The sequence below is a fragment of the Pseudomonas sp. Larv2_ips genome (assembly GCF_963879675.1).
Classification (GTDB): domain Bacteria; phylum Pseudomonadota; class Gammaproteobacteria; order Pseudomonadales; family Pseudomonadaceae; genus Aquipseudomonas.
The window spans coordinates 1-24,206 of sequence record NZ_CAWOAW010000030.1; the positions used below are offsets into that span (position 1 = coordinate 1).

The window sequence follows — 24,206 nt, forward strand, 5'->3', positions numbered from 1 at the left end:
CCGAGTGGTGGGGCAAAGACCTTTTGGTTACTTTTGGGGCGTTTGCCAAAAGTGACCCGCTGTAAGAGCGGAACCCTACGTGGCCGTTACCGCAGCAACGGATATGTACTCAATCCCCCGACAACCAAACCACCAACCCCCACCCCACGACTGTTGCGATTTGGGCAACAGTCATTATCTTGTTACACTCTGTACCCCACCGCTCACCTGCGTTAATTTGACGCACCCTTGAGCGCGACGGCAAACACAGCTTCCCGCTCACCCAAATTTCCCTCGACTTATTTCCAGGGCTCTACACTGGGAATCTGTTCAAAGCCGCTGACTTCAGCGGCTTTTTTTTGCAGTAAAAAAAGGCCAGGCACACCCCCACGACATTGGCCGCTTACGATTGACCAAAGGAGCTCCACCGGTGAAGAACTCGCTGACGTTCACCCCGCTATTCCTAGCGATTGCAACAACGATCGCCCCCCTGGCCCAAGCGGCAGACACCACCCCCGCCGACGGTTTCGTCGACGGCGCAAGCCTCAAGATCAACACCCGCAACTACTACATGAACCGCGACCGTCGCGACATCCACACCGATGACAGCAAGGAATGGGGCCAAGGCTTCATCGGCACCTTCGAATCCGGCTACACCCAAGGCACGGTCGGCTTCGGCCTGGACCTCAACGCCATGCTCGGCCTCAAGCTCGACGGCGGTGGCGGCACCGACGGCTCCAGCATCCTGCCGTATGGCAGCGGCAACGGCAAAGCGCCCGGCTCGTTCTCCACCGCAGGCGGCACCTTGAAAATGCGCGCCTTCGACACCGAGCTGAAAGCCGGCGACCTGTTCCTCAACAACCCGGTAATCGCCGGCGGCATGACGCGCATGCTGCCGCAGGATTTCCGCGGCGTTAGCCTGACCAACCACAGCTTCGACGGCTGGATGCTTGAAGGCGGCCAAGCCAGTTTCACCAAGCTCTACAACCAGAGCGGCCACCGACGCATCGGCACCAGCTACGGCGCGCTGCCGGACCACGCCGACAGCCAGCACCTGAACTGGGCCGGTGTGTCGTTCAGCGCCATCCCGGGCGTTACCAGCAACCTGTACGCCTCCGAACTCAAGGACGTGTGGCACCAGTACTACTACGACCTGGATTACACCTACGCGCTGAACGACCTGGTCAGCCTCAACCCCGGCCTGCACTACTACCACACCCAGGACACCGGCCGGTCGCTGCTGGGCAGCATCGACAACAACACTTACAGCCTGCATTTCACCGTGGGCGTGGGCAACCACAGCCTCACCGCCGCCTACCAGCGGGTTAACGGCAACACGCCGTTCGACTACATCAGCCAGGGCGACAGCATCTACCTGGACAACTCCCAGCAATACTCAGACTTCAACGGCCCCAACGAGCGCTCGTGGAAACTCAAATACGCCTATGACTTCGCAGGCCTGGGCATGCCGGGGCTGACGTCCGCCGTGTCCTACATCAGCGGCAAGACCGACCTGACCAAGGTCGACCCCAACAGCCGTGGCTACAGTGCCTGGTACAGCGCCGACGGCAAGGACGCCAAACACTGGGAGCGCGACATCGATTTGAAGTACGTGGTGCAAGGCGGCAAAGCCAAGGACCTGGGCGTGCGCCTGCAATGGGCGACCAACCGCGGCGGCGAGGGCTACTCGGCGGTGGATCGGGATGTGGATGAATACCGGGTGATCGTGGATTACCCGATCAACGTGTTCTAACCCGCTGATCTTTCTTTTTAACCCGTGATCTAATTTTCATCGCGTAGAACTAAACTGCCAGCATCTTCCCTGCTGAAGCCTGCGCGATGAGTCAACTCCGCCCTCCTTCCTTACCTGCACGCCCGGAGCTTCTGCTGATTCTGGGCAGCGGCCTGACCGTCACCCTGATTGTGATTATCGTCGCGGCGCTGCTGACCCGCGAACACGCCAGCACCGTCCAGGCCGCCCAGCGCGCGACCACCAATATCACCCAACTGATCAATGCCGACGTGCTGCGTAACGTCGAGCTCTATGACCTGGCGCTGCAGGGCCTGATTACGGCCACCACCCGCAAGGACCTGGCTCAGGCGTCACCGGACATTCGGCACATGGTGCAGTTTGATCAATCCACCGCCGCGCCCTTCAAAGGCGAAGTGCTGTTGCTCGATGCCGACGGTGCAGTGATCGCCGACTCCTCGACGCTGTGGCCAACGCCACGCAATTTCGCTAACCGTGATTACTTCCAGGCGCATCGACAGAATGCCCAGGCCGGTCTGTTTATCAGCCGCCCATTCAGGATTCGCTGCAACTGCGATCAAGTCTGGCGCATCGCATTCAGTCGTCGCGTCACGGGGCCGGACGGCGAGTTTGCCGGTGTCGCGGTGGCAACGATGCGCCTGGCGTATTTCGATCAATTGTTCAACCGCCTCACCATCGGCAATGGCAGTTCGGTGAACCTGCTGAACAATCAGGGGATTCTTCTCGCCCAGCAGCCGTTGCTGGAGCGCGACATGATCGACAAGGACCTCAGCGATCGGCCCAACTTCAAACGCATACTGCGCGAAGGCGAAGGCAGCTTTCGGGCGATCTCGGCCATCACTGGCACCGAACGTTTGTACACCTTCACCAATGTCGGTGAATTACCGCTGATTGTGGTGGTGGCGCTGGCCAGCGAAGACGTGTTCGCCCCGTGGAAACGCGCCGCGCTGCTCACCAGCGGCGCCACCGGCGTGCTCTGCATTGGCCTGTTATGGCTGACCTGGATGCTGCGCCGCGAACTGCGCCGGCGCTATCGCGCCGAGCAAGTGCTGTCGGAGCTGGCCGCCACCGATGCCCTGACCGGCCTGGCCAACCGTCGCACCCTGGACCAGCGCCTGCGCCTGGAGTGGGACCGCGCGCAGCGCTCCACCGAGCCGCTGACGCTGTTGATGATCGACGTGGACCACTTCAAGGCTTTCAATGACCGACACGGTCACCACGGCGGTGACGAGGCACTGCGCACGGTCGCCCAGGTGATCGGCAACAACATCCGTCGTCCCGCTGACCTGGCCGCGCGGTATGGCGGGGAAGAGTTTGCGGTGGTGCTGCCGGACACCGACGCCAGGGGCGCCTGGGTGATCGCCGAGCATATCCGCAGCGGAGTCGAGCACCTGCCGCGCGTCGCCGGCGCTGAACAGCCGATCACCGTGAGTATCGGCATGAGTACCTGGGATAAACGCAGTCGCCTGTCACTCGAGACGCTGCTGTTGCACGCGGATCAGGCACTGTATGAGGCCAAGCACAGTGGGCGAAATCGCATTGTGGAGGCCACCGGGCTCTGACCTGCTGCAACGCCATACACGGACTACGCTAATGGCATCCTCGACGCAGAAGTACGCCCGATGAGCCCAAGCCTTTCTCGCCCTACACGTCGCCCGGAACGCCTGCTGATCCTTGGCAGTGTCCTCACAGCCCTGCTGATCGTGGCGATCGTGGCGGTGCTGCTGATTCGCGAACACGCCAATACCCTGCAGACCGCCACGCGCACCGCGAACAACATTACCCAACTGATTGACGCCGATGTACTGCGCAACGTCGAACTCTACGACATGGCCCTCAAGGGCCTGATCGCCGCCGCCGAGCGCAACGACCTGCACAGCGTCTCTGCCGATATCCGCCATCTGGTGCTGTTCGACCGCTCCGCCGCCGCGCCCTACAAGGGCGACATCCTGCTGCTGGACGCCAATGGCGAGGTGATCGCCGATTCGTCCTTGCTTACGCCCAAGTCCGGCAACTTCGCTGATCGCGACTATTTCCAGGTGCAGCGCAAAGACCCCGAAATCGGGCTGTACATCAGCCGTCCGTTCATGGCGCGCTGCGTGTGTGACGACCAATGGCGCATTGCGTTCAGCCGCCGCGTTTCCGGGCCGGACGGGCGCTTCCAGGGGGTGGCGGTGGCCTCCATGCGCTTGTCTTACTTTCACCAGCTGTTCAGCAGCCTGAATATCGGCAGCAACAGCACCATCAACCTGATCAACCAGCAGGGCATCCTGCTGGCGCAGCATCCCATGCTCGAACTGGACATGATCGACCAGGACCTGAGCCAGCGACCGAACGTAGCGCGCATGCTCAAGGAGCGCGACGGCAGCTTTCGCGGCGTCTCCAGTGTTGACCACCGAGAGCGGCTCTACAGCTTTTCCACGGTCGGCAATTTGCCGCTGATCGTCGCAGTAGCACTGTCCAGCGATGAAGTTTTCGCCCAATGGAAACGCGCAGCCTTGCTGATCAGCCTAGCGACGGGCGTGCTGTGCATCGGTCTGCTGTGGCTCAGCTGGATGCTCAGCAATGAGCTGCGCCGCCGTCACCGCGCCGAGCAAGTGCTGTCAGAACTCGCAGCCACCGATGCGCTGACCGGCCTGGCAAACCGTCGCACCCTCGATCAGCGCCTGCGCCTGGAATGGGACCGCGCGCAGCGCTCGACCGAACCACTGACGCTGCTGATGATCGACGTGGACCACTTCAAGGCCTTCAACGACCGCCATGGTCACCACGGTGGTGACGAGGCTCTGCGCACGGTGGCCAGGGTCATCGATGACAACATCCGCCGCCCGGCTGACCTGGCGGCGCGTTATGGCGGGGAGGAATTTGCGGTGGTGCTGCCGCACACCGACGCCAAGGGCGCCTGGGTGATCGCCGAGCATATCCGCAGCAGCGTCGAGCACTTGCCACGGTTTGCCGGCGCCGAACGGCCGATTACGGTGAGTATCGGCATGAGTACCTGGGACAAACGCAGCCGTGTGTCGCTGGAGGCATTGTTACTGAGTGCGGACCAGGCGCTGTATGAGGCCAAACACAACGGGCGCAATCGCATCGTGGATGCCGCAGCCCTTCCCTGAAAAGCCTGCCACCTGGGCCACTCAGCCAGTGCGGTTGGAGCAAGGACGCCCGCCGCACCGCCAGCCCGGGTTTGATCCCGATGCTGACGGCGCCTGCTGCTGATGACAGTGAATCAGTACGTGCTTCACAGGGCAGCTTTTACAGCGTGTAGCTGCCACCTCCTGACACTGAGACTCTTGGGTCAGCACCGACTTGCGCTGTCACACTCAATGGAAACTGCGGGGGCAACAGAGACACGCTTAAACCGAAAGAACCATCGACGAAAACGCCCGAGATAGCGGAAAACTCGTGTTTTGGCGCGGACTTGCTGGTCAGGTCAGTGCTGAAGGTAACTTTGTGTTGAAGGGTAAATGACGGTGACACGCCTCCTCCGCCATTGGCGCCAACCTGCCCTGCTCGAACATTTGCGTTAACACTTGTGCGGGGAGAAAAAGTATAACTATTGGTGATAGATAATGTGTTGTCGAAATTTTGCGTGATCGTCGGCTTACCGGTGGGGGACAGTGTGAACTGAAGACCCGGCCCGCCGACATTTATATGTTGCCCGGTTATATGCGTCACACTTTGGTTCACACCACCGCCCACACTAACGCCAGAACTGGCAAGGCTGCCCTCCAGACCGCCATTCACACTCAATAATTGCTGGCTGACAATTGAAGGCTTCAGATTAGCGTTAAAGTTTAATTCACCACTGGGTTGGACAGTGGCGCTGAATTCAGGTGCGCCAAACGTAAATCGCTGTGAAAGGCTGCCGCCCACATTGAAACCCACGCCCGTGCCTAAAATATTCGGAATGCCGGCCCTCAAACTGCCGCCGACTTCCAGTTGCATCTTTGGTGCGAAGCTGACGGTGAGGCCGCCGCTGTCGTTGGGACGTAAGCTGATGACGGGATCAAAGCGCGCCGTTGCGCTCACACCCGCGCTCGGGCCGCCAGGAATCGGCGTGAGCCTGGCGGCGATGGTGGCATAGGTTCGCGGAAAAAAAGACACCGTGGGGATCGGCTGAAACTTCGCTACACCGCCGAACACATTCGCCGTATAGGGCGCGGCAAAAGAGCGCTCGGGGGGATTATTGTTGACGTTTTGTTGCTGAGGGTCAGGGCTACGGTATACAGCGGCTGGAGCGATAGCGTTCATGATCGATATTCCTTCAACAGTAATAGGTTATGTATTCACTGATCTCGTGTTAGTTCAAAACTCGTTTAGCTGTTGGGTCTATATTCAACGGCCTCACGAAGACTGTGTGGTACACGAAAAAGTATCAGTTCCTACAAAAACACCGTCGAAAGTTGCAGCACGTTTCACGACAATGTCATTACCGCGCAACTTGCTATTTTTTAAGCATAAAAAAAGGCCACCCGAGGGTGGCCTTTCAAAACTAAAGAAGAGAGTTGTTACTTACACCGCCGCAACGGGACGCATGTAAGAGATCGGTGCGGTGCTGGCATCTTCGAAGGTCACGACTTCCCAAGCATCTGTCTGTGCAATCAACTTGCGCAGCAGCTGGTTGTTAAGGGCGTGGCCCGACTTGAAGCCTTTGAACTCGCCTATCAGGCTATTGCCCAGCAGGTAGAGGTCACCGATTGCATCGAGGATCTTGTGCTTCACGAATTCGTCTTCATAGCGAAGGCCGTCTTCGTTCAGTACACCATCCGCGTCGACCACGATGGCGTTTTCAACGCTGCCGCCGAGTGCGAGGTTGTGCTTGCGCAGGTACTCGATGTCACTCATGAAACCAAAGGTACGGGCGCGGCTGACTTCTTTTACGAACGAAGTGCTGGAAAAATCCACGCTTGCACTTTGTGTGCGGTCACGGAATACCGGGTGATCGAAATCGATCTCAAAGCTCACTTTAAAGCCTTCGAACGGGACGAAGGTGGCGCGCTTGTCGCCGTCTTCTACTGTCACTTCCCGCAGAATGCGAATGAACTTCTTGGCTGCGTCCTGTTCTTCCAGGCCGGCAGATTGAATCAAGAATACGAAGGGTCCAGCGCTGCCATCCATGATAGGGACTTCGGACGCGGAGAGCTCGACGTAGGCGTTATCGATGCCCAGGCCAGCCATGGCCGAGAGCAAGTGCTCCACCGTGTCCACTTTGACGTCACCGTTGACCAGAGTGGTCGACATAGTGGTTTCGCCAACGTTTTCCGCGCGAGCAGGAATCTGCACCACAGGGTCCAGGTCGGCACGAACAAACACGATGCCGGTGTCGACAGGTGCGGGCTTGAGGGTCAGGTATACCTTCTCCCCGGAGTGCAGACCTACACCTGTGGCACGGATAATATTCTTCAGGGTGCGTTGTTTAATCATGGCTTGGACCGCTTCAGCGCAAATTGCGAACTGGTATCAACAAAGGCTGGCGATAATAACAGACCAGACCTTTGCTGAACACCAATCACCTTCATAGCCCTGATACATTCCATTAATCGGCCTGACGACGCAGGAATGCCGGGATGTCCAGGTAGTCCAGATCATCTTGCGGATTCGGGCTACGGGACGCCGCAGCACCGGCCTGAGCCTGGTTGCGCATCACGGTCGGACGGTCCAGATCACGGTAGTTCACCGACGGCAGTTCCTGGCGCGCAGGCGCTGGAGCGGCAGCTTGCTGGCTGGCGTGGCTGTTGTGGCCGGTGTGAACGGTATTGTCGATGACCTTTACAGGCTTCTCGATTTTTGCGCCCAGGCCGGTAGCAACCACGGTCACGTGCAGTTCATCACGCATGTCCGGATCGATAACGGTACCGACTTTGACCATCGCGTGCTCGGAAGCGAAGGCTTCGATGATGCTACCCACGTCGGAGTACTCACCCAGGGACAGGTCAGGACCGGCGGTGATGTTCACCAGGATGCCGCGTGCGCCTTGCAGGTTCACGTCTTCCAGCAATGGGTTGCGGATCGCCGCTTCAGTGGCTTCACGTGCACGGTTCGGACCGCTGGCGCAGCCAGTGCCCATCATCGCCATGCCCATTTCGCTCATCACGGTACGTACGTCGGCGAAGTCGACGTTGATCATGCCTGGGCGCTTGATGATGTCGGAGATACCGCGAACGGCACCGGCCAGTACATCGTCAGCCTTGGCAAATGCGGACAGCAGGCTTGCGTCCTTGCCCAGGATGGTCAGCAGTTTCTCGTTGGGAATGGTGATCAACGAGTCAACGCTTTCAGACAGCAGACGGATACCTTCGTCGGCGATCTGCATGCGCTTGCGACCTTCGAACGGGAACGGACGCGTTACGACAGCAACGGTCAGGATGCCCATTTCCTTGGCCACTTCGGCAATGATCGGGGCCGCACCTGTACCGGTACCGCCGCCCATGCCGGTGGTGATGAACACCATGTTGGTGCCTTGCAGCACTTCAGCAATACGCTCGCGGTCTTCCAGCGCGGCTTGACGGCCGACTTCCGGGTTGGCGCCAGCGCCGAGGCCCTTGGTCACGGCTGTGCCCAATTGCAGGATGGTCCGCGCGCCGATGCTTTTCAGCGCCTGGGCATCAGTGTTGGCGCAGATGAATTCAACGCCTTCAATGTTGCTCTTGACCATGTGGTTGACAGCGTTGCCGCCGCCACCGCCGACACCGATTACTTTGATAACCGGGCTTGCGGGGATGTTGTCTACGAGTTCGAACATGTTCCCTCTCCTTTCGTTTTCTCTAGTTTTTTCGCCTACTGCTTATTACGGTGTTGCGGTAAATCTTTAGAAATTGCCTTTCACCCAAGCCTGCAAGCGCTCGAACAACGGCGCTTTGGCTTCGTCGTCGCCACCGCGGTAGCTGTCACGAATGCTCGGGCCCGACAGGGAAATGCCGTCGGTCTGCTTTTGCAGCCCGTACAACAGCAAGCCCACACCGGTGGAATAAATCGGGTTGCGCACTACGTCGCCCAGGCCTTTGACGCCATGGGGCACGCCCAGACGGACAGGCATGTGGAAGATTTCCTCGGCCAGTTCAACCGCGCCTTCCATCTTCGAGGTGCCACCGGTCAGCACAATGCCGGCCGGGATCAAATCTTCGTAACCGCTGCGGCGCAGCTCAGCCTGGATCAGGGTGAACAGCTCGTCGTAGCGCGGCTCAACCACTTCGGCCAGGGCCTGGCGCGACAGCTCACGCGGTGGGCGGTCGCCGACACTTGGCACCTTGATGGTTTCACCGGCACCGGCCAGTTTGGCCAGGGCGCAGGCGTAGCGAATCTTGATTTCTTCGGCGTACTGGGTCGGTGTACGCAGCGCCATGGCGATGTCGTTGGTGACCTGGTCGCCGGCAATCGGGATCACGGCGGTGTGACGGATCGCACCCTCGGTGAAGATCGCGATGTCGGTGGTGCCGCCGCCGATGTCCACCAGGCACACGCCCAGCTCTTTTTCGTCGTCGGTCAGTACCGAATACGCCGAAGCAAGCTGCTCGAGAATGATGTCGTCGATTTCCAGACCGCAGCGGCGCACGCATTTTTCAATGTTCTGTGCAGCATTGACGGCGCAGGTCACTACGTGAACCTTGGCTTCCAGACGTACGCCCGACATGCCCAGCGGCTCGCGAACGCCTTCCTGGTTGTCGATCACGTAGTCCTGCGGCAGGGTGTGCAGCACGCGCTGGTCAGCCGGGATCGCCACGGCCTGGGCCGCGTCGAGTACACGCTCAAGGTCCGCCGAGCTGACTTCACGGTCGCGGATTGCCACGATGCCGTGGGAATTCAGGCTGCGGATATGGTTGCCGGCCACGCCGACGAACGCCGAGTGAATCCGGCAGCCGGCCATCAGCTGCGCTTCTTCGATCGCGCGCTGGATCGATTGCACGGTGGACTCGATGTTCACCACCACGCCCTTCTTCAGGCCCCGGGACGGATGCGTGCCGATACCGACGATTTCGATAACACCGTCTTCCCCGACCTCGCCGACCAGCGCCACCACCTTGGAGGTGCCGATATCGAGACCGACGATCATTTTGCCGCTTTGCACGTTTGCCATGGGTCCTGCCTCTTCTTAATTCTTCGCGACAGCGGGTTTGGCTGTCGTCGGCGCAGCTGGTTCACGCCAGCCGACGGCCAGGCCGTTGGCGTAACGCAGGTCGACGCTCGCAATGTTCGTAATCTGTTCTTTCAAGGTCTTGTCATAGATGGCAATAAAGCGGCGCATCTTTTCCACCAAGCGGTCGCGTCCCAGCAACAACTCGATGCCCGGGCCGGAACTGCCTGCCCCGGTGGTCAAAAACCAGCTGCCCCGTTCACGCAATTCCAGGCGTGCGATGGAGAAGCCCAGTGGCCGCAGCATCTGGCTCAAGGCCTGATACTGCTGCATCACTTGCTGCTGCGCCCGCTGCGGCCCGAACAGCTGCGGCAGGTGCTCATAGTTGGCCAGCTCACGCGGGGTGAACGCCTGGCCCTGGTTGTTCAACAGCGCTTCATCGCCCCAACGGGCCACGGGCAGTTGTTCTTCCAGGCGGATCGTCACCTGGTCCGGCCACACGCGACGGACTTCGGCATGGGCGATCCATGGCATCTGCTCCAGCTCCGAGCGCATACCGGCCAGGTCGATGGTAAAGAAGCTCGCCGCCAGGTACGGGCCGATGCGCTGCTGTACCGCTTGCTGGCTGATGTAGCTCAAGTCGCCCTGCACACTGATCTTGGTGATCGGCCGGTCGGCATACGGCAACAGGCGCTGCGCACCTTCGTAAGTGCCAAAGCCCAACGCCACCAGCAGCACCGGCCAGAACAGCGCCTTGAGGAAACCAAAGTTGGCTTTCGGCAGGCGCGCCGACATCGGCTCTTTAGCCACCATCCGGCTGGCACCCCGTGGCACCGGCTTGCGGCCGGGTGCTGGTGGGGGCTGATGACGAAGCGATGCGCCGTTCATGTGTTTAGCCTCTTGGCTCAATGCTGTCAGCGAGGATCGCCAGCACCAACTGCTGGAAATCCAGACCGGCTGCACGGGCTGCCATAGGTACCAGGCTGTGATCGGTCATACCCGGCGCAGTGTTGACTTCAAGGAACCAGAAATTCCCTTGGTCATCCTGCATCACGTCTGCCCGCGCCCAACCGGCGATACCCAGCGCCTCACAGGCTTTCGCCGTGAGGTCCATCAATTCTTGTTCCTTGGTTGCGTCAAGGCCGCACGGGATCCGGTACTGAGTATCGGAAGCCAGGTACTTGGCGTCGTAATCGTAAAAGGTGTGGGGCGTGCCCAATGCGATAGGCGGCAATACCTGGCCACGCAGGGTGGCGATGGTGTACTCGGGACCGGAAATCCACTGTTCCACCAACACTTGCGAATCGTAGGTACTTGCCGCTTTCCATGCGTCGATCAATTCGGCGGCCGAGTTCACTTTGGCCATGCCGATACTGGAGCCTTCATGGGCTGGTTTGACGATCAAAGGCAGGCCCAGTTCCTTGGCTGCAGAAATACAATCGTCTTCGCTGCACAGCACGCTGTGGCGTGGGGTTGGAATACCCAGGCTGTGCCACACCTGCTTGGTGCGCAACTTGTCCATCGCCAGTGCCGAGGCAAGAATGCCGCTGCCGGTGTAAGGGATGCCGGCGCACTCAAGCAAGCCTTGCATGCTGCCGTCTTCACCGCCACGGCCGTGCAGGATGATAAAGGCCCGGTCGATCTTTTCGGCCTGCAGGCGGGCAAGGAAGTCATCGCCCACGTCGATACCGAACGCATTCACGCCGGCGCTTTGCAGTGCCTCAAGCACGGCATTGCCGGACTTGAGCGAGACCTCACGTTCAGCGCTCTTGCCGCCGAACAGCACGGCTACGCGGCCGAAGTCGGCAGGCGTGATCGTGGAAAACAGGGCGTCGTAGTTCGTGGTCATTTCGACTTCCCCTGCGCCACGGCGAACAATGGGCTCGCAAGCAATTTAGGCGCAAGGCCACCGATGTCGCCGGCACCCTGGCACAGCAGGATGTCGCCGGCGCGCAGCAGTGGCTTGACGATCGGCGCCAGGTCCACACCGCGCTCGATGTAGATCGGGTCCAACTGGCCACGCTGGCGGATGCTGTTGCACAGCTTGCGGCTGTCGGCGCCCGGGATCGGCTCTTCACCGGCCGGGTAGACTTCCATCAGCAGCAGCACGTTGGCATCGGCCAATACATTGACAAAATCGTCGTACAGATCGCGGGTACGGCTGTAGCGGTGCGGCTGGTAAACCATCACCAGGCGGCGCTCCGGCCAGCCACCGCGCACGGCTTTGATCACGGCGGCCACTTCGGTCGGGTGGTGACCGTAGTCGTCGACCAGCATCACGTCGCCGCCGTCTACCGGCAGTTGGCCGTAAACCTGGAAGCGACGGCCAACACCGGCAAAACGCGACAGGCCTTCAACGATGGCTTCATCGCTGACGCCCTCGTCGGAGGCGATGCAGATGGTCGCCAGGGAGTTGAGCACGTTGTGGTTGCCCGGCATGTTCACCGACACATCCAGCGGCTCGCGGTCAGGGCGCAGCACAGTGAAGAAGGTTTGCATGCCTTCCTGGCGCACATTGATCGCGCGCACGTCAGCGTCTTCGCTGAAGCCGTAGGTCACGGTCGGACGCTTGACCTGCGGCAGGATTTCACGCACCACCGGATCGTCCAGGCATACAACAGCCAGACCGTAGAACGGCAGGTTGTGCAGGAACTCGACGAAGGTTTTCTTCAACTTGTTGAAGTCACCGTCGTAGGTTGCCATGTGGTCTTCGTCGATGTTGGTAACCACCGCGACCAGCGGCTGCAGGTGCAGGAAACTCGCGTCGCTTTCATCGGCTTCGGCGATCAGGTAGCGGCTGGTGCCGAGCTGGGCATTGGTGCCAGCTGCATTCAGACGGCCACCGATCACGAACGTCGGGTCCAGGCCACCGGCCGCGAACACCGAAGCGATCAGGCTGGTGGTGGTGGTTTTGCCGTGCGTACCGGCAACGGCAATGCCGTGGCGATAGCGCATCAGCTCGGCGAGCATCTCGGCGCGCGGCACTACCGGAATACGGCGCTCAAGGGCGGTGGCCACTTCCGGGTTGGAGGTGTTCACGGCACTGGAAACCACCAGCACATCAGCCTCGGCGGCGTTTTCGGCGCGGTGGCCGATAAAGATCTGCGCACCGAACGACTTCAGGCGATCCGTGACCGGCGACTCTTTCAAGTCAGAGCCAGACACCTGGTAGCCCAGGTTCAGCAGCACTTCGGCAATCCCGCACATGCCCACGCCGCCGATGCCGACAAAGTGGATGCGACGGATGCGGCGCATCTCGGGTTGTGGCATGGCTTTCTGATTCTCAACCATGGGCCACCTCCAGACAGATGTCGACCACGGTGCGGGTTGCGTCAGGTTTGGCCAGGCGGCTTGCGGTGCTCGCCATGCTGTTGAGTCGTTCCGGTTGCATCAAAACCTCGGTCAGGCGTGCGGCCAAATCGGCGGCGCCAGTCGTTCTTTGCGGCAGCAGGAAGGCAGCGCCCTCCCCGGCCAAATATTCGGCGTTGCGGGTCTGGTGATCGTCAATCGCGTGGGGCAAAGGCACCAGCAAGGACGGCAGACCGGCGGCGGCCAGTTCACTGACGGTCAGCGCACCAGCGCGACAGACCACCAGGTCGGCCCAGCCATAGGCGTGGGCCATGTCTTTGATGAAGGGCTGCACATTCGCCTCGACACCGGCCTCGCGATAGCGGGCAGCGGTGATTTCATCGTGATTCTTGCCGGCCTGATGGAAGATCTCCGGGCGCGACTCCACGGGGAGTTGAGCCAGCGCTTCGGGCAGCAATTTGTTCAGTGGCTCGGCACCCAGGCTTCCGCCGAGGATCAGCAGATGCGCCTTGCGCCCGGCCAGCGCCTCACGGGCAATGGCCATGAACAGTTCGGTGCGCACCGGGTTGCCGGTGGTGCGCAACTTGTCCGAGGTCGCAAAGGTGTTCGGGAACGCTTCACACACACGCGAGGCCAACGGCACCAGCAGGCGGTTCGCGGTACCGGCGACGGCGTTCTGCTCGTGCACGATCACCGGCACGCCAGCCAGCTTGGCGGCAACACCGCCAGGGCCAGTCACATAACCGCCAAACCCCAGCACGCATACCGGCTTCACTGCACGCATGACTTTGCGCGCCTGCCACACCGCCTTGAGCAACACGAACGGCGCCTTGAGCAGGGACAACTTGCCCTTGCCACGCAAGCCGGTGACGTTGATCAAATGCAGCGGCAAGCCGGCATTGGGCACCAATTCATTTTCGATGCCGCGCGGCGTGCCGAGCCAATGCACGGTGTAGCCGCGGTTCTGGAATTCACGCGCGCACGCCAGGGCCGGGAACACGTGGCCCCCGGTGCCGCCCGCCATGATCAGCACGTTAGCGCCCATGGTTCGGCTCCTCGGCAAAATCGCTTTCGCTGAATTCCATCTCTTCGCTGCCCAGGTGGGTCCGACTCTCCCACTCGATGCGCAGCAATAACCCCAGGCACGCGCAGCAAATCACCAACGAACTGCCGCCGTAACTGAGGAACGGCAAGGTCAGGCCCTTGGTCGGTAACAAGCCGACGTTCACGCCGATGTTGATCAGGAACTGGCCGATCCACAGGAACGACAAGCCGTACGCCACATAGGCGGCGAAATACTGTTTGGCCTTCTCGGCCCACAAGCCGATGTACATTCCGCGTACACACACGAACACGAACAGCGCGACGGTGCACAGCGAACCCACCACGCCGAGCTCTTCGGCGAGTACCGAGAACACGAAGTCGGTGTGCGCTTCGGGCAGGTAGAACTGCTTCTGCACGCTGTTGCCCAGGCCCACGCCCAGCCACTCGCCGCGACCAAAGGCGATCAGCGCCTGGGTCAGCTGGTAGCCGGAACCGAACTGATCGGACCACGGGTCGGTAAAGGTAATCAGACGGGCCATCCGGTAGGGCTGCGCCTGCACCAGAACCGTCACGGCGGCCACGGCCAGCACTACCATCAAGGTGAAACGGAACAGGCCGACGCCACCGAGGAACAGCATCGCGGCGGCCGCGCCCATCATCACGACGGTGGCACCGAAGTCGGGCTCCATCAGCAACAGGCCGGCCATTGGCAGCAGCACGATGAATGGCTTGAAGAAGCCCATCCAGCTTTCGCGCACTTCCTTCTGACGGCGTACCAGGTAACCGGCGAGGTAGATGACCACGAACACCTTGGCGATTTCCGACGGCTGCACGTTGAACGCACCGAAGCCGATCCAGCGCATCGAGCCGTTCACCTCGCGGCCGATGCCGGGCAGGATCACCATGATCAACAGGCCGAACGCACCGATCAGCATCATCCAGCCCAGGCGCTGCCAGGTGGCGATCGGGATCATCATGGTGACGATGCACGCGCCAAGGCCGATCACCAGATACACCAAGTGGCGGATCATCATGTACAGGGTGTTGCCCGACTGCACGGCGGCCACTTCGGAGGACGCCGAGGTGATCATCACCAGCCCCAGACCCAGCAGCGCCAGGCAACCGGCGAGCATCGGGAAATCAAGGTCGACGCCACGGCCGGTAATGATCGGCGACGGGTACGGTTTGATGATATTTCTAAAATTCATGCCAAGGCCTCCACGGCGCGAGCGAACAGCTGGCCGCGCTCTTCGTAGTTCTTGAACATGTCGAAACTGGCGCACGCTGGCGACAGCAGCACGGCATCACCCGGCTGGGCCAGGGCGTTGCACTGAGCGATGGCGTCGTCCAGGGACGTCGCGCGCACTTGCGGCACGGCGTCACCGAGGGCAGCGGCGATCAAGTCAGCATCACGGCCCATCAGCACCACGGCGCGACAATGGGCAGCCACCGGGCCTTTAAGGTCCTTGAAGTCGGCGCCTTTGCCATCGCCACCAGCGATCAGCACCAGCTTGCCTTCGATATCGGCGCCAAGGCCTTCGATGGCAGCCAGGGCAGCACCGACGTTGGTGGCCTTGGAATCGTTGTAATAGCTGACGCCGTTGAGGTCGCGGACCCACTGGCAACGGTGCTCAAGCCCGGCGAATGTGCGCAGGCTTGCGAGCATGGCGTCGAACGGCAGGCCAACAGCGTGACCGAGTGCCAGCGCCGCCAGGGCATTGGACTGGTTATGCGCGCCACGAATTTTCAGCTCGCGCACCGGCATCAGGTTCTGGAATTCGAAGGCCAGGTATTTCTCGCCGTTCTCTTCGCGGATGCCGAAGGCTTTGAAGTCGGGTTTGCCGAGGCCGAAGGTCCAGCACGGCAGGCCCTCGCCCATCAGCGGACGGCTCAGGGCGTCCTGGCGGTTGACCACCACTTGCCGGGCACCGCGGAAGATCCGGTGCTTGGCCAGGTGATAGGCCGGCAGGCCGCTGTAGCGGTCCATGTGGTCTTCACTCACATTCAACACGGTGGCGACTTCGGCGCCCAGGTCGTGAGTGGTTTCGAGCTGGAAGCTCGACAGTTCCATCACGTACAGCTCGACGTCGTCGCTGAGCAGGTCCAACGCCGGCGTGCCGAGGTTACCGCCCACGGCCACGCGCTTGCCGGCCGCAACCGCCATCTCGCCGACCAGGGTGGTCACGGTGCTTTTCGCGTTGGAACCACTGATGGCCACAATCGGCGCTTTCGCGTTGCGCGCGAACAGGTCGATATCGCCGGAGAGCTTCACGCCACGTGCGGCAGCGGCTTGCAAAGCCGGTGTCGCCAGGGCCAGGCCGGGGCTCACGTAGAGCTCATCGGCGCGGCACAGAAACTCGACATCCAACTCGCCACAACGCACTTCCACGTGCGGGTAGTCACGGCGCAGCGTGACCAGCTCCGGTGGATTTTCCCGCGTATCGGCGACGGCAAACGACGTGCCCCGGTTCGCCAGGAAGCGAACCAGGGACATGCCGCTCTTGCCGAGGCCGACAACGATGCGGAAGTGGTCTGAAGCGATCAGGGACACTCGTTTCTACCTCAGTTTCAGGGTGGCAAGGCCGACCAGTACCAGAATCACGGTGATGATCCAGAAACGGACAATCACGCGTGGCTCGGGCCAGCCCTTGAGTTCAAAGTGGTGGTGAATCGGCGCCATGCGGAACACGCGGCGCCCGGTCAATTTGAAGGAAGCCACCTGGATGACCACCGACAGGGTTTCCATCACGAACACACCGCCCATGATGAACAACACGATTTCCTGGCGAACGATCACCGCGATGGTGCCCAAGGCTGCGCCCAGCGCCAGCGCGCCGACGTCGCCCATGAAGACTTGTGCCGGGTAGGTGTTGAACCACAGGAAACCCAGGCCGGCGCCGATCAGCGCGCCGCAGAACACAATCAGTTCGCCCGCGCCCGGTACGTACGGGATCAGCAGGTATTCAGCGAATTTCACGTTACCCGACAGGTAGCAGAAGATGCCGAGCGCACCGCCGACCATCACCGTCGGCATGATCGCCAGGCCGTCGAGGCCGTCGGTCAGGTTGACCGCGTTGCTGGAGCCGACGATCACGAAGTAGGTCAGCACCACGAAGCCGATGCCCAGTGGAATGCTGGCGTCCTTGAGCATCGGAATGATCAAGGTAGTTTCAACTGCGCTTGGCGCGGTGGTGTAAAGGAAGATCGCGGCGGCAAGGCCGAATACCGACTGCCAGAAATACTTCCAGCGGCTTGGCAGCCCCTTGGAGTTTTTCTCGATCACTTTGCGGTAGTCATCGACCCAGCCGATGGCGCCGAACAACAAGGTCACCAACAGCACCACCCACACGTAGCGGTTATGCAGGTCGGCCCAGAGCAAGGTGCTGATGCCGATAGACGAGAGGATCAGCGCGCCGCCCATGGTCGGGGTGCCGGATTTGGACAGGTGCGACTGCGGGCCGTCATTGCGAACCGATTGACCAATTTGCAGGTTCTGCAGGGTGCGGATCATCCACGGCCCCAGGAACAGCGACAGAGACAGCGCGGTCAGCACACCCAGAATCCCGCGCAGGGTCAGGTACTGAAAGACCGCGAAGCCTTTGTGGAACTGTTGCAGATACTCAGCCAGCAGCAGCAGCATTAATGTTTCTCCGTACTTGAGCCACACAAGGCCGCGACGACGTTTTCCATCACCGCGCTGCGCGATCCCTTGATCAAAATGGTTGTGTGTTTGTCTTGTTCAGCCACGCCCAGCGCCTGGATCAGCTCGGCCTGGGTTGCGAAATGCCGCGCGCCGAGGCCGAAGGCGTCGACGGCGTGTGCCATGTTCGGGCCGACGGCATAGAGCGCGTCGACTTTCCCGCTGGCGTAGGCGCCGACTTCGCGGTGGCCTTGCTCTGCCCAGTCGCCCAATTCGCCGATATCACCCAGCACCAGAACCTTGCGCCCGGCAAAGCCCTTCAGCAGGTCAACAGCGGCATTAATGGAGGACGGGTTGGCGTTGTAGGTGTCGTCGATCACGCGCATGCCGTTGGTTGCCAGTTGCGCAACGGTGCGGCCCTTGACCGGCTGCACTGCGCCCAGGCCGGTAGCAATACCAAACAGCGACACGCCCAGCGCATGCGCGGCGGCGGCGGCGGCCAAGGCGTTGGCAACGTTGTGGTTACCGAGCAGATTCAATTGCACGTGCTCGTCGCCTTGCGGGGTGTGCAAGGTGAAGGACGGGCAGCCTCGGGCGTCAACGGTGATGTGGGAGGCGTAAAAATCAGCGGCCGCATTGGCCACGGCAAACGTCAGCACCTTGCGACCGGCGGCACGTACACGCCAGGTGTCGAAGGCCTTGTCGTCGAGGTTCAATACTGCGGTGCCGGATGCATCGAGGCCTTCAAGGATTTCGCCCTTGGCTTCGACGATTTTCTCTGGGCCACCGAACTCGCCAACGTGGGCGGTGCCGGCATTGTTGATGATCGCCACGTGAGGCTTGGTCAGCGCCACGGTGTAGGCGATTTCGCCGATGCGCGACGCGCCCAGCTCGATCACTGCCGCCGTGTGTTCCGGGGCCAGCTCGAGCAGGGTCAGCGGCGCGCCGAAATCATTGTTCAAGTTGCCACGGGTGGCGAGCACCGGCCCGCGCGTACGCAGGACACCGGCGAGCAATTCCTTGACCGTGGTTTTGCCGCTGGAGCCGGTGATGGCTGCAACCGGTTTATCGAAGGCGGCGCGGTTCAATGCACCCAACTGGCCCAAGGCCAAACGGGTATCTGCAACCCGCAATTGCGGCAAGGTGGAATCGGTCACTTCACGCTGCACCAACGCACCCACGGCACCTTTGGCGGCGACGTCGTTCAGGTAGTCGTGACCATCAAAACGCGGGCCGGCCAAGGCGACAAACAATTGCCCAGGCTTGATGTTACGGCTGTCGATACTGACGCCGTCGAAGCTGCAATCGCTCGACACTACGCGGGCCGACAGGGCCTGGGTCAGTTCGCTGAACGTCATCGCTTTAAGCATGGGCGACCTCCCAGGCGGTCAAGGCATGATCGGCCTCGACCAGATCGGAGAAGGCATGGCGCTCGCCGTTGATTTCCTGATAGTCCTCGTGGCCTTTGCCGGCCAGCACCACCACGTCGTCAGCACTGGCGCTGGCGATCAACTGGGCAATAGCGGCGCCGCGACCGGCCACGAAAGTTGCCTTGGACGCGTCTTTAAAGCCGACACGGATATCGTCGAAAATCTGGCTTGGGTCTTCGATGCGCGGGTTGTCGTCGGTGACGAGCACGCCATCGGCGAGACGCTCGACGATCTCGGCCATCAACGGCCGTTTGCCGCGGTCACGATCGCCGCCGCAGCCGAACAGGCACAGCAACTTGCCCTTGGCGTGTGGGCGCAGGGCTTCGAGGACTTTTTCCAAAGCGTCCGGGGTGTGGGCGTAATCGACCACTACCAGCGGCTGCGAGCCACCGCCCAAACGCTGCATGCGACCGGCCGGGCCTTCGAGCTTGGGCAACACGCGCAGGATTTCATCCAGTGCGTAATCCAGGCCAAGCAATGCACCGATGGCAGCCAGCACGTTGCTCAGGTTGAAACGGCCGAGCAAGGTGCTGCGCAAGTGGTGCTTGCCCTGCGGCGTGACCAACGTGGCGAGCACGCCTTCGTCATTGAATTGGGCTTCGCGGCAATACAGGTACGCGCTGGAGTCTTCCAGGCTGTAGGTGATCAGGCGCGATTCGCTGTCCTCGGCTGCCAACTGGCGGCCAAAAGCGTCATCAAGATTCACCACACGGCATTTCAGGTCATTCCAGGCGAACAGCTTGGCCTTGGCGGCGGCGTACGCTTCCATGGTGCCGTGGTAGTCGAGGTGATCGCGGGACAGGTTGGTCATCACTGCCACATCGAAAGCCAGAGCGGTAACACGGCCCTGGTCCAGACCGTGTGAAGAGACTTCCATGGCAACCGCCTTGGCACCGGCCTTTTTCAGGTCGGCCAAGGTCGCTTGCACGGCAATCGGGTTTGGCGTGGTGTGCAGGCCGCTTTGCAGCGCGCCATAAAAACCGGTACCGAGCGTGCCGACAATGCCGCAGTGCTGCCCCAACAGGTCAAGCGCCTGGGCGACCAATTGGGTCACGCTGGTCTTGCCGTTGGTGCCGGTCACGCCGATCAGGTTCAGTTGACGGCTTGGGTCGCCATAAAAGCGCCCGGCGATGTCCGAGAGCTGCGCAGCCAGGCCTTTGACCGGAATCAACGGTACGTCGGTGATTGGCAGCACGGTGGCGCCTTCCACTTCGTACGCCACGGCTGCCGCGCCACGTTGCAGGGCATCGGCGATGTGCGCACGGCCATCGAACTTGCCGCCAGGCACGGCCAGGAACAGGTCACCGGCGCGTACGTTACGGCTGTCCAGGCTCAACTCGCGAATCAGCAGATCGCGTCCGGCGTGGGCAAAAATCTTGTTCAAGCTAAGAGACATCAGCCGCGCCCTCCATTGGCTTTGGCAGCAGCGGCCGGTGGTCCGGCGTTCGCTTGTTGAGTCGGCGGCAGGTTGTCCGGCGTAATGTTCATCAGGCGCAGGGTGCCGGACATCACTTTGCTGAACACCGGCGCCGATACCAGGCCACCGAAGTAGCCGGCCTTGCTTGGCTCATCGATCACAACAACGACGGCGTAACGCGGATCGCTCATCGGGCCGAAGCCGGCGAACAGCGAGCGGTACGAGTTCTCGGCATAGCCTTTGGTACCGACCGACGTTTTACGTGCGGTACCGGACTTGCCTGCCACGTGATACGCCGGCACCTGCGCACGGAACACGCCGCGCGGCGCTTCGATCACTTGTTGCAGCATGCCTTGCATGGTCTTGGCGACGTTTTCCGGGATCACCTGGGTGGCTTTCGGGGCTTCGTCGACGTGGATCAGGCTCAGTGGAACCATGCGGCCATTGTTGGCCAATACAGAGAAAGCGTGAGCCAGCTGGATCGCGGTCACCGACAGGCCGTAGCCATAGGAAAGCGTGGCCGTCTCGGCCTTTTTCCAGTCGCGATAGTTCGGCAGGTTGCCCACGCGCTCGCCTGGGAAGTCCAGCCCGGTGGGTTGGCCCAGGCCGATTTTCTGCGCCAGGTGATAGATGGTTTCGCCGCCGATATCGAAGGCGACTTTACTCATGCCGACGTTACTGGAGTTGATCAGAATACCTGTCAAATCCAGCACCGGACCTTCAGTGCGGGACACGTCACGAATGGTGTATTTGCCCAGCTGCAAGGTGCCTGGGTAAACCTCGACTTTGTCGCTCGGTTTCCAGCGCCCGGTTTCCAGGGCCGCACTCATGGAGATGGCTTTCATGGTCGAACCCGGCTCGAACACGTCGATCATTGCGCGGTTACGCATCATCGCCGGTTGCAGGTTGCGACGGTTGTTCGGGTTGTAGGTCGGCTGGTTGACCATGGCGAGGATCTCGCCGGTCTTCACGTCCATGATCACCAGGCTGCCGGCCTTGGCGCCGTTCTCGATGATCGCGTTACGCAGCTCGCGGTTGGCCAGGTATTGCAGGCGCAGGTCAATCGACAACGCCAAGGGCTTACCGGCCTTGGCGTTTTTGGTGACCTGGACATCCTTGATCAGTCTGCCGCGTCGATCCTTGATGACCTGCCGTTTGCCGGGAACCCCAGCCAGCCATTCGTCGTAGGCCAGTTCCACGCCTTCACGGCCGTGGTCATCGATGTCTGTGAAGCCAACCATGTGCGCGGTGGTTTCACCGGCCGGGTAGAAACGACGAAACTCCTCGATGCCATAGACACCGGGGACTTTAAGGTCGAGCACCTGCTGGCCCTGTTCAGGGGTCAGCCCGCGAACCAGGTAGATGAATTCTTTATTGGCCTGGGCTTCCAGGCGCTCGGACAAGGCTTTTGGGTCCTGGCCCAGGGCGGCGGCCAGTTCCGGCCACTTGTCCTTGGCGACCTGCAATTCCTTGGCGTTGGCCCACAGCGTGGTTACCGGGGTACTGACGGCCAGAGGCTCGCCATTACGGTCGGTGATCAGACCGCGGTGCGCAGGAATCGGGATATGCCGCAGGCTCCGGGCGTCGCCCTGGCCGATCAGGAAGTCACGGTCAACCACTTGCAGGTCGATAATCCGCCAGGCAATCGCGCCCACCATCAACGCCAGCAAACCCAGCATCAGGCGGAAGCGCCAAGGGTAGAGTGCGCCTTCAAGTTTCATCATGGCGCCACCATCCGAACTTCGGCCGCGCCCGGAATGTGCATTTTCAACTGCTCGGTCGCCAGCACTTCGATGCGGCTATGGGCGGTCCAGGTGCTTTGCTCGAGGATCAACCGGCCCCACTCCGCCTGCGCTTTATCACGCACGCTCAATTCCCCGTACAGGGTATTGAGCAATTGACGGTTGTAGTGGGCGCTGTAGGACACCGCAATTGCGGACACCAGCACGCCGATAAACAGCAGCAACATAAAGAAGCTGCCGCCCGGAAGGGGCTTGGCGAAAAGCTTGCTCACCGCAACTTCTCCGCAACGCGCATGACGGCGCTACGGGAACGAGGGTTGGCCTTGAGTTCGGCTTCGGAAGCGAACTGCGCTTTGCCATGGATTTTGATTTTCGGCACAAAGGCTTCGAAACGCACCGGCAAGTTGCGCGGCAGGTTATCGGACTCGCCCTTGACCAGACGACGCATGAACAGTTTGACGATGCGGTCTTCCAGGGAGTGGAAGCTGATCACCACCAGGCGACCGCCCACTTCCAAGGCTTCCAGCGCGGCTTCGAGACCGGCTTCCAGATCGCCCAATTCGTTGTTGACGTGAATGCGCAGGCCCTGGAACGCACGGGTCGCCGGGTTCTTGCCCTTTTCCCAGGCAGGGTTGGCGACCTTGAGCACTTCGGCCAGGTCAGCGGTGCGTTCGAACGGCTGGATTTCACGGCGTTCGACCACAGCGCGGGCCATGCGCCCGGCGAAGCGTTCTTCACCGTATTCCTTGAACACGCGGGCAATTTCTTCCACCGGCGCGGTGGCGATGAACTGCGCGGCACTGACACCACGGGTGGGGTCCATGCGCATGTCGAGCGGGCCGTCGTTCATGAAACTGAAGCCGCGCTCCGGGTCATCGAGCTGCGGCGAAGACACGCCCAGATCGAGCAAAACCCCGGCCACCTTGCCTGCCATGCCGCGCTCGGCGACTTCGGCACCCAGCTCGGCAAAGCTACGCTGCACAACGACAAAGCGGCCGTCTTCGGCCGCTAGCGCTTGCCCGGTGGCAATCGCTTGAGGGTCTTTGTCGAACCCGAGGAGCTTACCGTCGGACCCGAGCTGGCTGAGTATCAACCGACTGTGCCCGCCCCGGCCGAAAGTGCCATCCAGATAGCAGCCATCCGCGCGTACGGCGAGAGCCTCAACGGCTTCGTCAAGCAGTACGGTGATGTGGTTAAAGCCGCTATCAATAGTCACAGGATCAAATCACGCAGTTCATCAGGCATCGCGCCCGGTTGTTGAATAGCAGCCAGGTCCGCTGCAGAAACAGCATCCCAGGCATCTTCGTCCCACAATTGGAACTTGTTCAGTTGGCCCACCAGCATTGCGCGCTTATCCAGCTTGGCGTACTCGCGCAAGCGCGGCGGCACCAGAAAACGCCCACTGCCATCGAGTTCGAGGTCGACGGCATTACCAATCAGCAAACGCTGCAGGCGGCGGTTTTCTTCACGCAATGAAGGCAGAGCGCGCAACTTGGTTTCGATCAACTCCCACTCATCGAGCGGGTAAACACACAAACAAGGGTCAACGGCATCAATCGTGATGATTAACTGGCCTGAACTTCGCGAAATGAGCTCGTCACGATACCGGCTCGGCATGGCGAGACGGCCTTTTGCATCGAGACTGATAGCGTTAGCTCCGCGAAACACAGATGCGTTTCTCCAAATTTTAGCGTTTTACGTTCAAAAAACCCACTTTGTGCCACTTTCCGCCACTTGCGCACACTATAGGAATGCGCCCACCACACCGTCAAGGCGCGGATTCAAGGAAAAGCCTTACAG

General features: G+C 61.0%; 20 protein-coding genes. 3 read left to right on the forward strand and 17 right to left on the reverse strand.

Features of this window, described 5'->3' with window-relative positions; genetic code table 11:
• Window positions 1-409: 409 nt before the first annotated feature.
• From AACV02_RS25425 to AACV02_RS25435, 3 genes are all read left to right on the forward strand, one after another.
• Window positions 410-1,732, forward strand: coding sequence for an OprD family porin (locus AACV02_RS25425; RefSeq protein ID WP_119735331.1), 1,323 nt, complete (start codon window positions 410-412; stop codon window positions 1,730-1,732).
• Between the two features lie 86 nt (window positions 1,733-1,818).
• Window positions 1,819-3,312, forward strand: coding sequence for a GGDEF domain-containing protein (locus tag AACV02_RS25430; RefSeq protein ID WP_119735332.1), 1,494 nt, complete (start codon window positions 1,819-1,821; stop codon window positions 3,310-3,312).
• A 60-nt stretch (window positions 3,313-3,372) separates the two neighbouring features.
• Complete coding sequence (locus AACV02_RS25435) at window positions 3,373-4,866, forward strand: sensor domain-containing diguanylate cyclase (RefSeq protein WP_119735333.1); 1,494 nt, start codon at window positions 3,373-3,375, stop codon at window positions 4,864-4,866.
• A gap of 139 nt (window positions 4,867-5,005) precedes the next feature.
• On the opposite strand, the gene AACV02_RS25440 is transcribed toward AACV02_RS25435, so the two are convergent.
• The 17 genes from AACV02_RS25440 to mraZ all read right to left on the reverse strand — a co-directional run bounded on the left by AACV02_RS25440 (window position 5,006) and on the right by mraZ (window position 24,074).
• Window positions 5,006-6,004, reverse strand: a complete 999-nt coding sequence (locus tag AACV02_RS25440) for a hypothetical protein (RefSeq protein WP_119735334.1) — start codon at window positions 6,002-6,004, stop codon at window positions 5,006-5,008.
• Between the two features lie 261 nt (window positions 6,005-6,265).
• Window positions 6,266-7,177, reverse strand: coding sequence for a UDP-3-O-acyl-N-acetylglucosamine deacetylase (gene lpxC / locus AACV02_RS25445; RefSeq protein WP_003216227.1), 912 nt, complete (start codon window positions 7,175-7,177; stop codon window positions 6,266-6,268).
• A 112-nt stretch (window positions 7,178-7,289) separates the two neighbouring features.
• A complete protein-coding gene (ftsZ, locus tag AACV02_RS25450) occupies window positions 7,290-8,495 on the reverse strand; it encodes a cell division protein FtsZ (protein WP_017138180.1) in 1,206 nt (401 codons plus the stop codon).
• A gap of 66 nt (window positions 8,496-8,561) precedes the next feature.
• Window positions 8,562-9,827 (reverse strand): cell division protein FtsA, encoded by a 1,266-nt coding sequence (gene ftsA / locus AACV02_RS25455; RefSeq protein ID WP_017138181.1) that lies wholly within the window; start codon window positions 9,825-9,827, stop codon window positions 8,562-8,564.
• Window positions 9,828-9,842: 15 nt separating this feature from the next.
• Window positions 9,843-10,712, reverse strand: coding sequence for a cell division protein FtsQ/DivIB (locus AACV02_RS25460; RefSeq protein WP_106579561.1), 870 nt, complete (start codon window positions 10,710-10,712; stop codon window positions 9,843-9,845).
• A gap of 4 nt (window positions 10,713-10,716) precedes the next feature.
• The gene (locus AACV02_RS25465; RefSeq protein ID WP_119735335.1) at window positions 10,717-11,673 is read right to left on the reverse strand and encodes a D-alanine--D-alanine ligase; all 957 of its coding nucleotides are present in this window, start codon (window positions 11,671-11,673) and stop codon (window positions 10,717-10,719) included.
• A complete protein-coding gene (gene murC, locus AACV02_RS25470; protein ID WP_106579563.1) occupies window positions 11,670-13,115 on the reverse strand; it encodes a UDP-N-acetylmuramate--L-alanine ligase in 1,446 nt (481 codons plus the stop codon). Before murC ends, AACV02_RS25465 begins: the two co-directional genes overlap by 4 nt.
• Complete coding sequence (murG, locus tag AACV02_RS25475; protein WP_119735336.1) at window positions 13,108-14,178, reverse strand: undecaprenyldiphospho-muramoylpentapeptide beta-N-acetylglucosaminyltransferase; 1,071 nt, start codon at window positions 14,176-14,178, stop codon at window positions 13,108-13,110. The genes murC and murG overlap by 8 nt, the downstream gene beginning before the upstream one ends.
• Window positions 14,168-15,385 (reverse strand): putative lipid II flippase FtsW, encoded by a 1,218-nt coding sequence (ftsW, locus tag AACV02_RS25480; RefSeq protein WP_106579565.1) that lies wholly within the window; start codon window positions 15,383-15,385, stop codon window positions 14,168-14,170. The genes murG and ftsW overlap by 11 nt, the downstream gene beginning before the upstream one ends.
• Window positions 15,382-16,728 carry a UDP-N-acetylmuramoyl-L-alanine--D-glutamate ligase gene (gene murD, locus AACV02_RS25485; protein WP_119735337.1) on the reverse strand — a complete coding sequence of 449 codons (1,347 nt, stop codon included), beginning with the start codon at window positions 16,726-16,728 and terminating at the stop codon, window positions 15,382-15,384. The genes ftsW and murD overlap by 4 nt, the downstream gene beginning before the upstream one ends.
• 6 nt (window positions 16,729-16,734) lie before the next feature.
• The gene (mraY, locus tag AACV02_RS25490) at window positions 16,735-17,817 is read right to left on the reverse strand and encodes a phospho-N-acetylmuramoyl-pentapeptide-transferase (protein WP_003171875.1); all 1,083 of its coding nucleotides are present in this window, start codon (window positions 17,815-17,817) and stop codon (window positions 16,735-16,737) included.
• A complete protein-coding gene (locus tag AACV02_RS25495) occupies window positions 17,817-19,187 on the reverse strand; it encodes a UDP-N-acetylmuramoyl-tripeptide--D-alanyl-D-alanine ligase (protein WP_119735338.1) in 1,371 nt (456 codons plus the stop codon). The genes mraY and AACV02_RS25495 overlap by 1 nt, the downstream gene beginning before the upstream one ends.
• On the reverse strand, window positions 19,180-20,643 hold the full coding sequence (locus AACV02_RS25500) for a UDP-N-acetylmuramoyl-L-alanyl-D-glutamate--2,6-diaminopimelate ligase (RefSeq protein WP_119735339.1): 1,464 nt from the start codon (window positions 20,641-20,643) through the stop codon (window positions 19,180-19,182). The genes AACV02_RS25495 and AACV02_RS25500 overlap by 8 nt, the downstream gene beginning before the upstream one ends.
• Complete coding sequence (locus AACV02_RS25505) at window positions 20,643-22,385, reverse strand: peptidoglycan D,D-transpeptidase FtsI family protein (RefSeq protein ID WP_177413651.1); 1,743 nt, start codon at window positions 22,383-22,385, stop codon at window positions 20,643-20,645. The genes AACV02_RS25500 and AACV02_RS25505 overlap by 1 nt, the downstream gene beginning before the upstream one ends.
• Complete coding sequence (ftsL, locus tag AACV02_RS25510; RefSeq protein ID WP_016974244.1) at window positions 22,385-22,678, reverse strand: cell division protein FtsL; 294 nt, start codon at window positions 22,676-22,678, stop codon at window positions 22,385-22,387. Before ftsL ends, AACV02_RS25505 begins: the two co-directional genes overlap by 1 nt.
• Entirely contained in the window at window positions 22,675-23,622 is a 948-nt protein-coding gene (gene rsmH / locus AACV02_RS25515) for a 16S rRNA (cytosine(1402)-N(4))-methyltransferase RsmH (protein WP_012722289.1), read from the reverse strand. The genes ftsL and rsmH overlap by 4 nt, the downstream gene beginning before the upstream one ends.
• Complete coding sequence (gene mraZ, locus AACV02_RS25520; RefSeq protein ID WP_003171868.1) at window positions 23,619-24,074, reverse strand: division/cell wall cluster transcriptional repressor MraZ; 456 nt, start codon at window positions 24,072-24,074, stop codon at window positions 23,619-23,621. Before mraZ ends, rsmH begins: the two co-directional genes overlap by 4 nt.
• Between the last annotated feature and the right edge of the window lie 132 nt (window positions 24,075-24,206).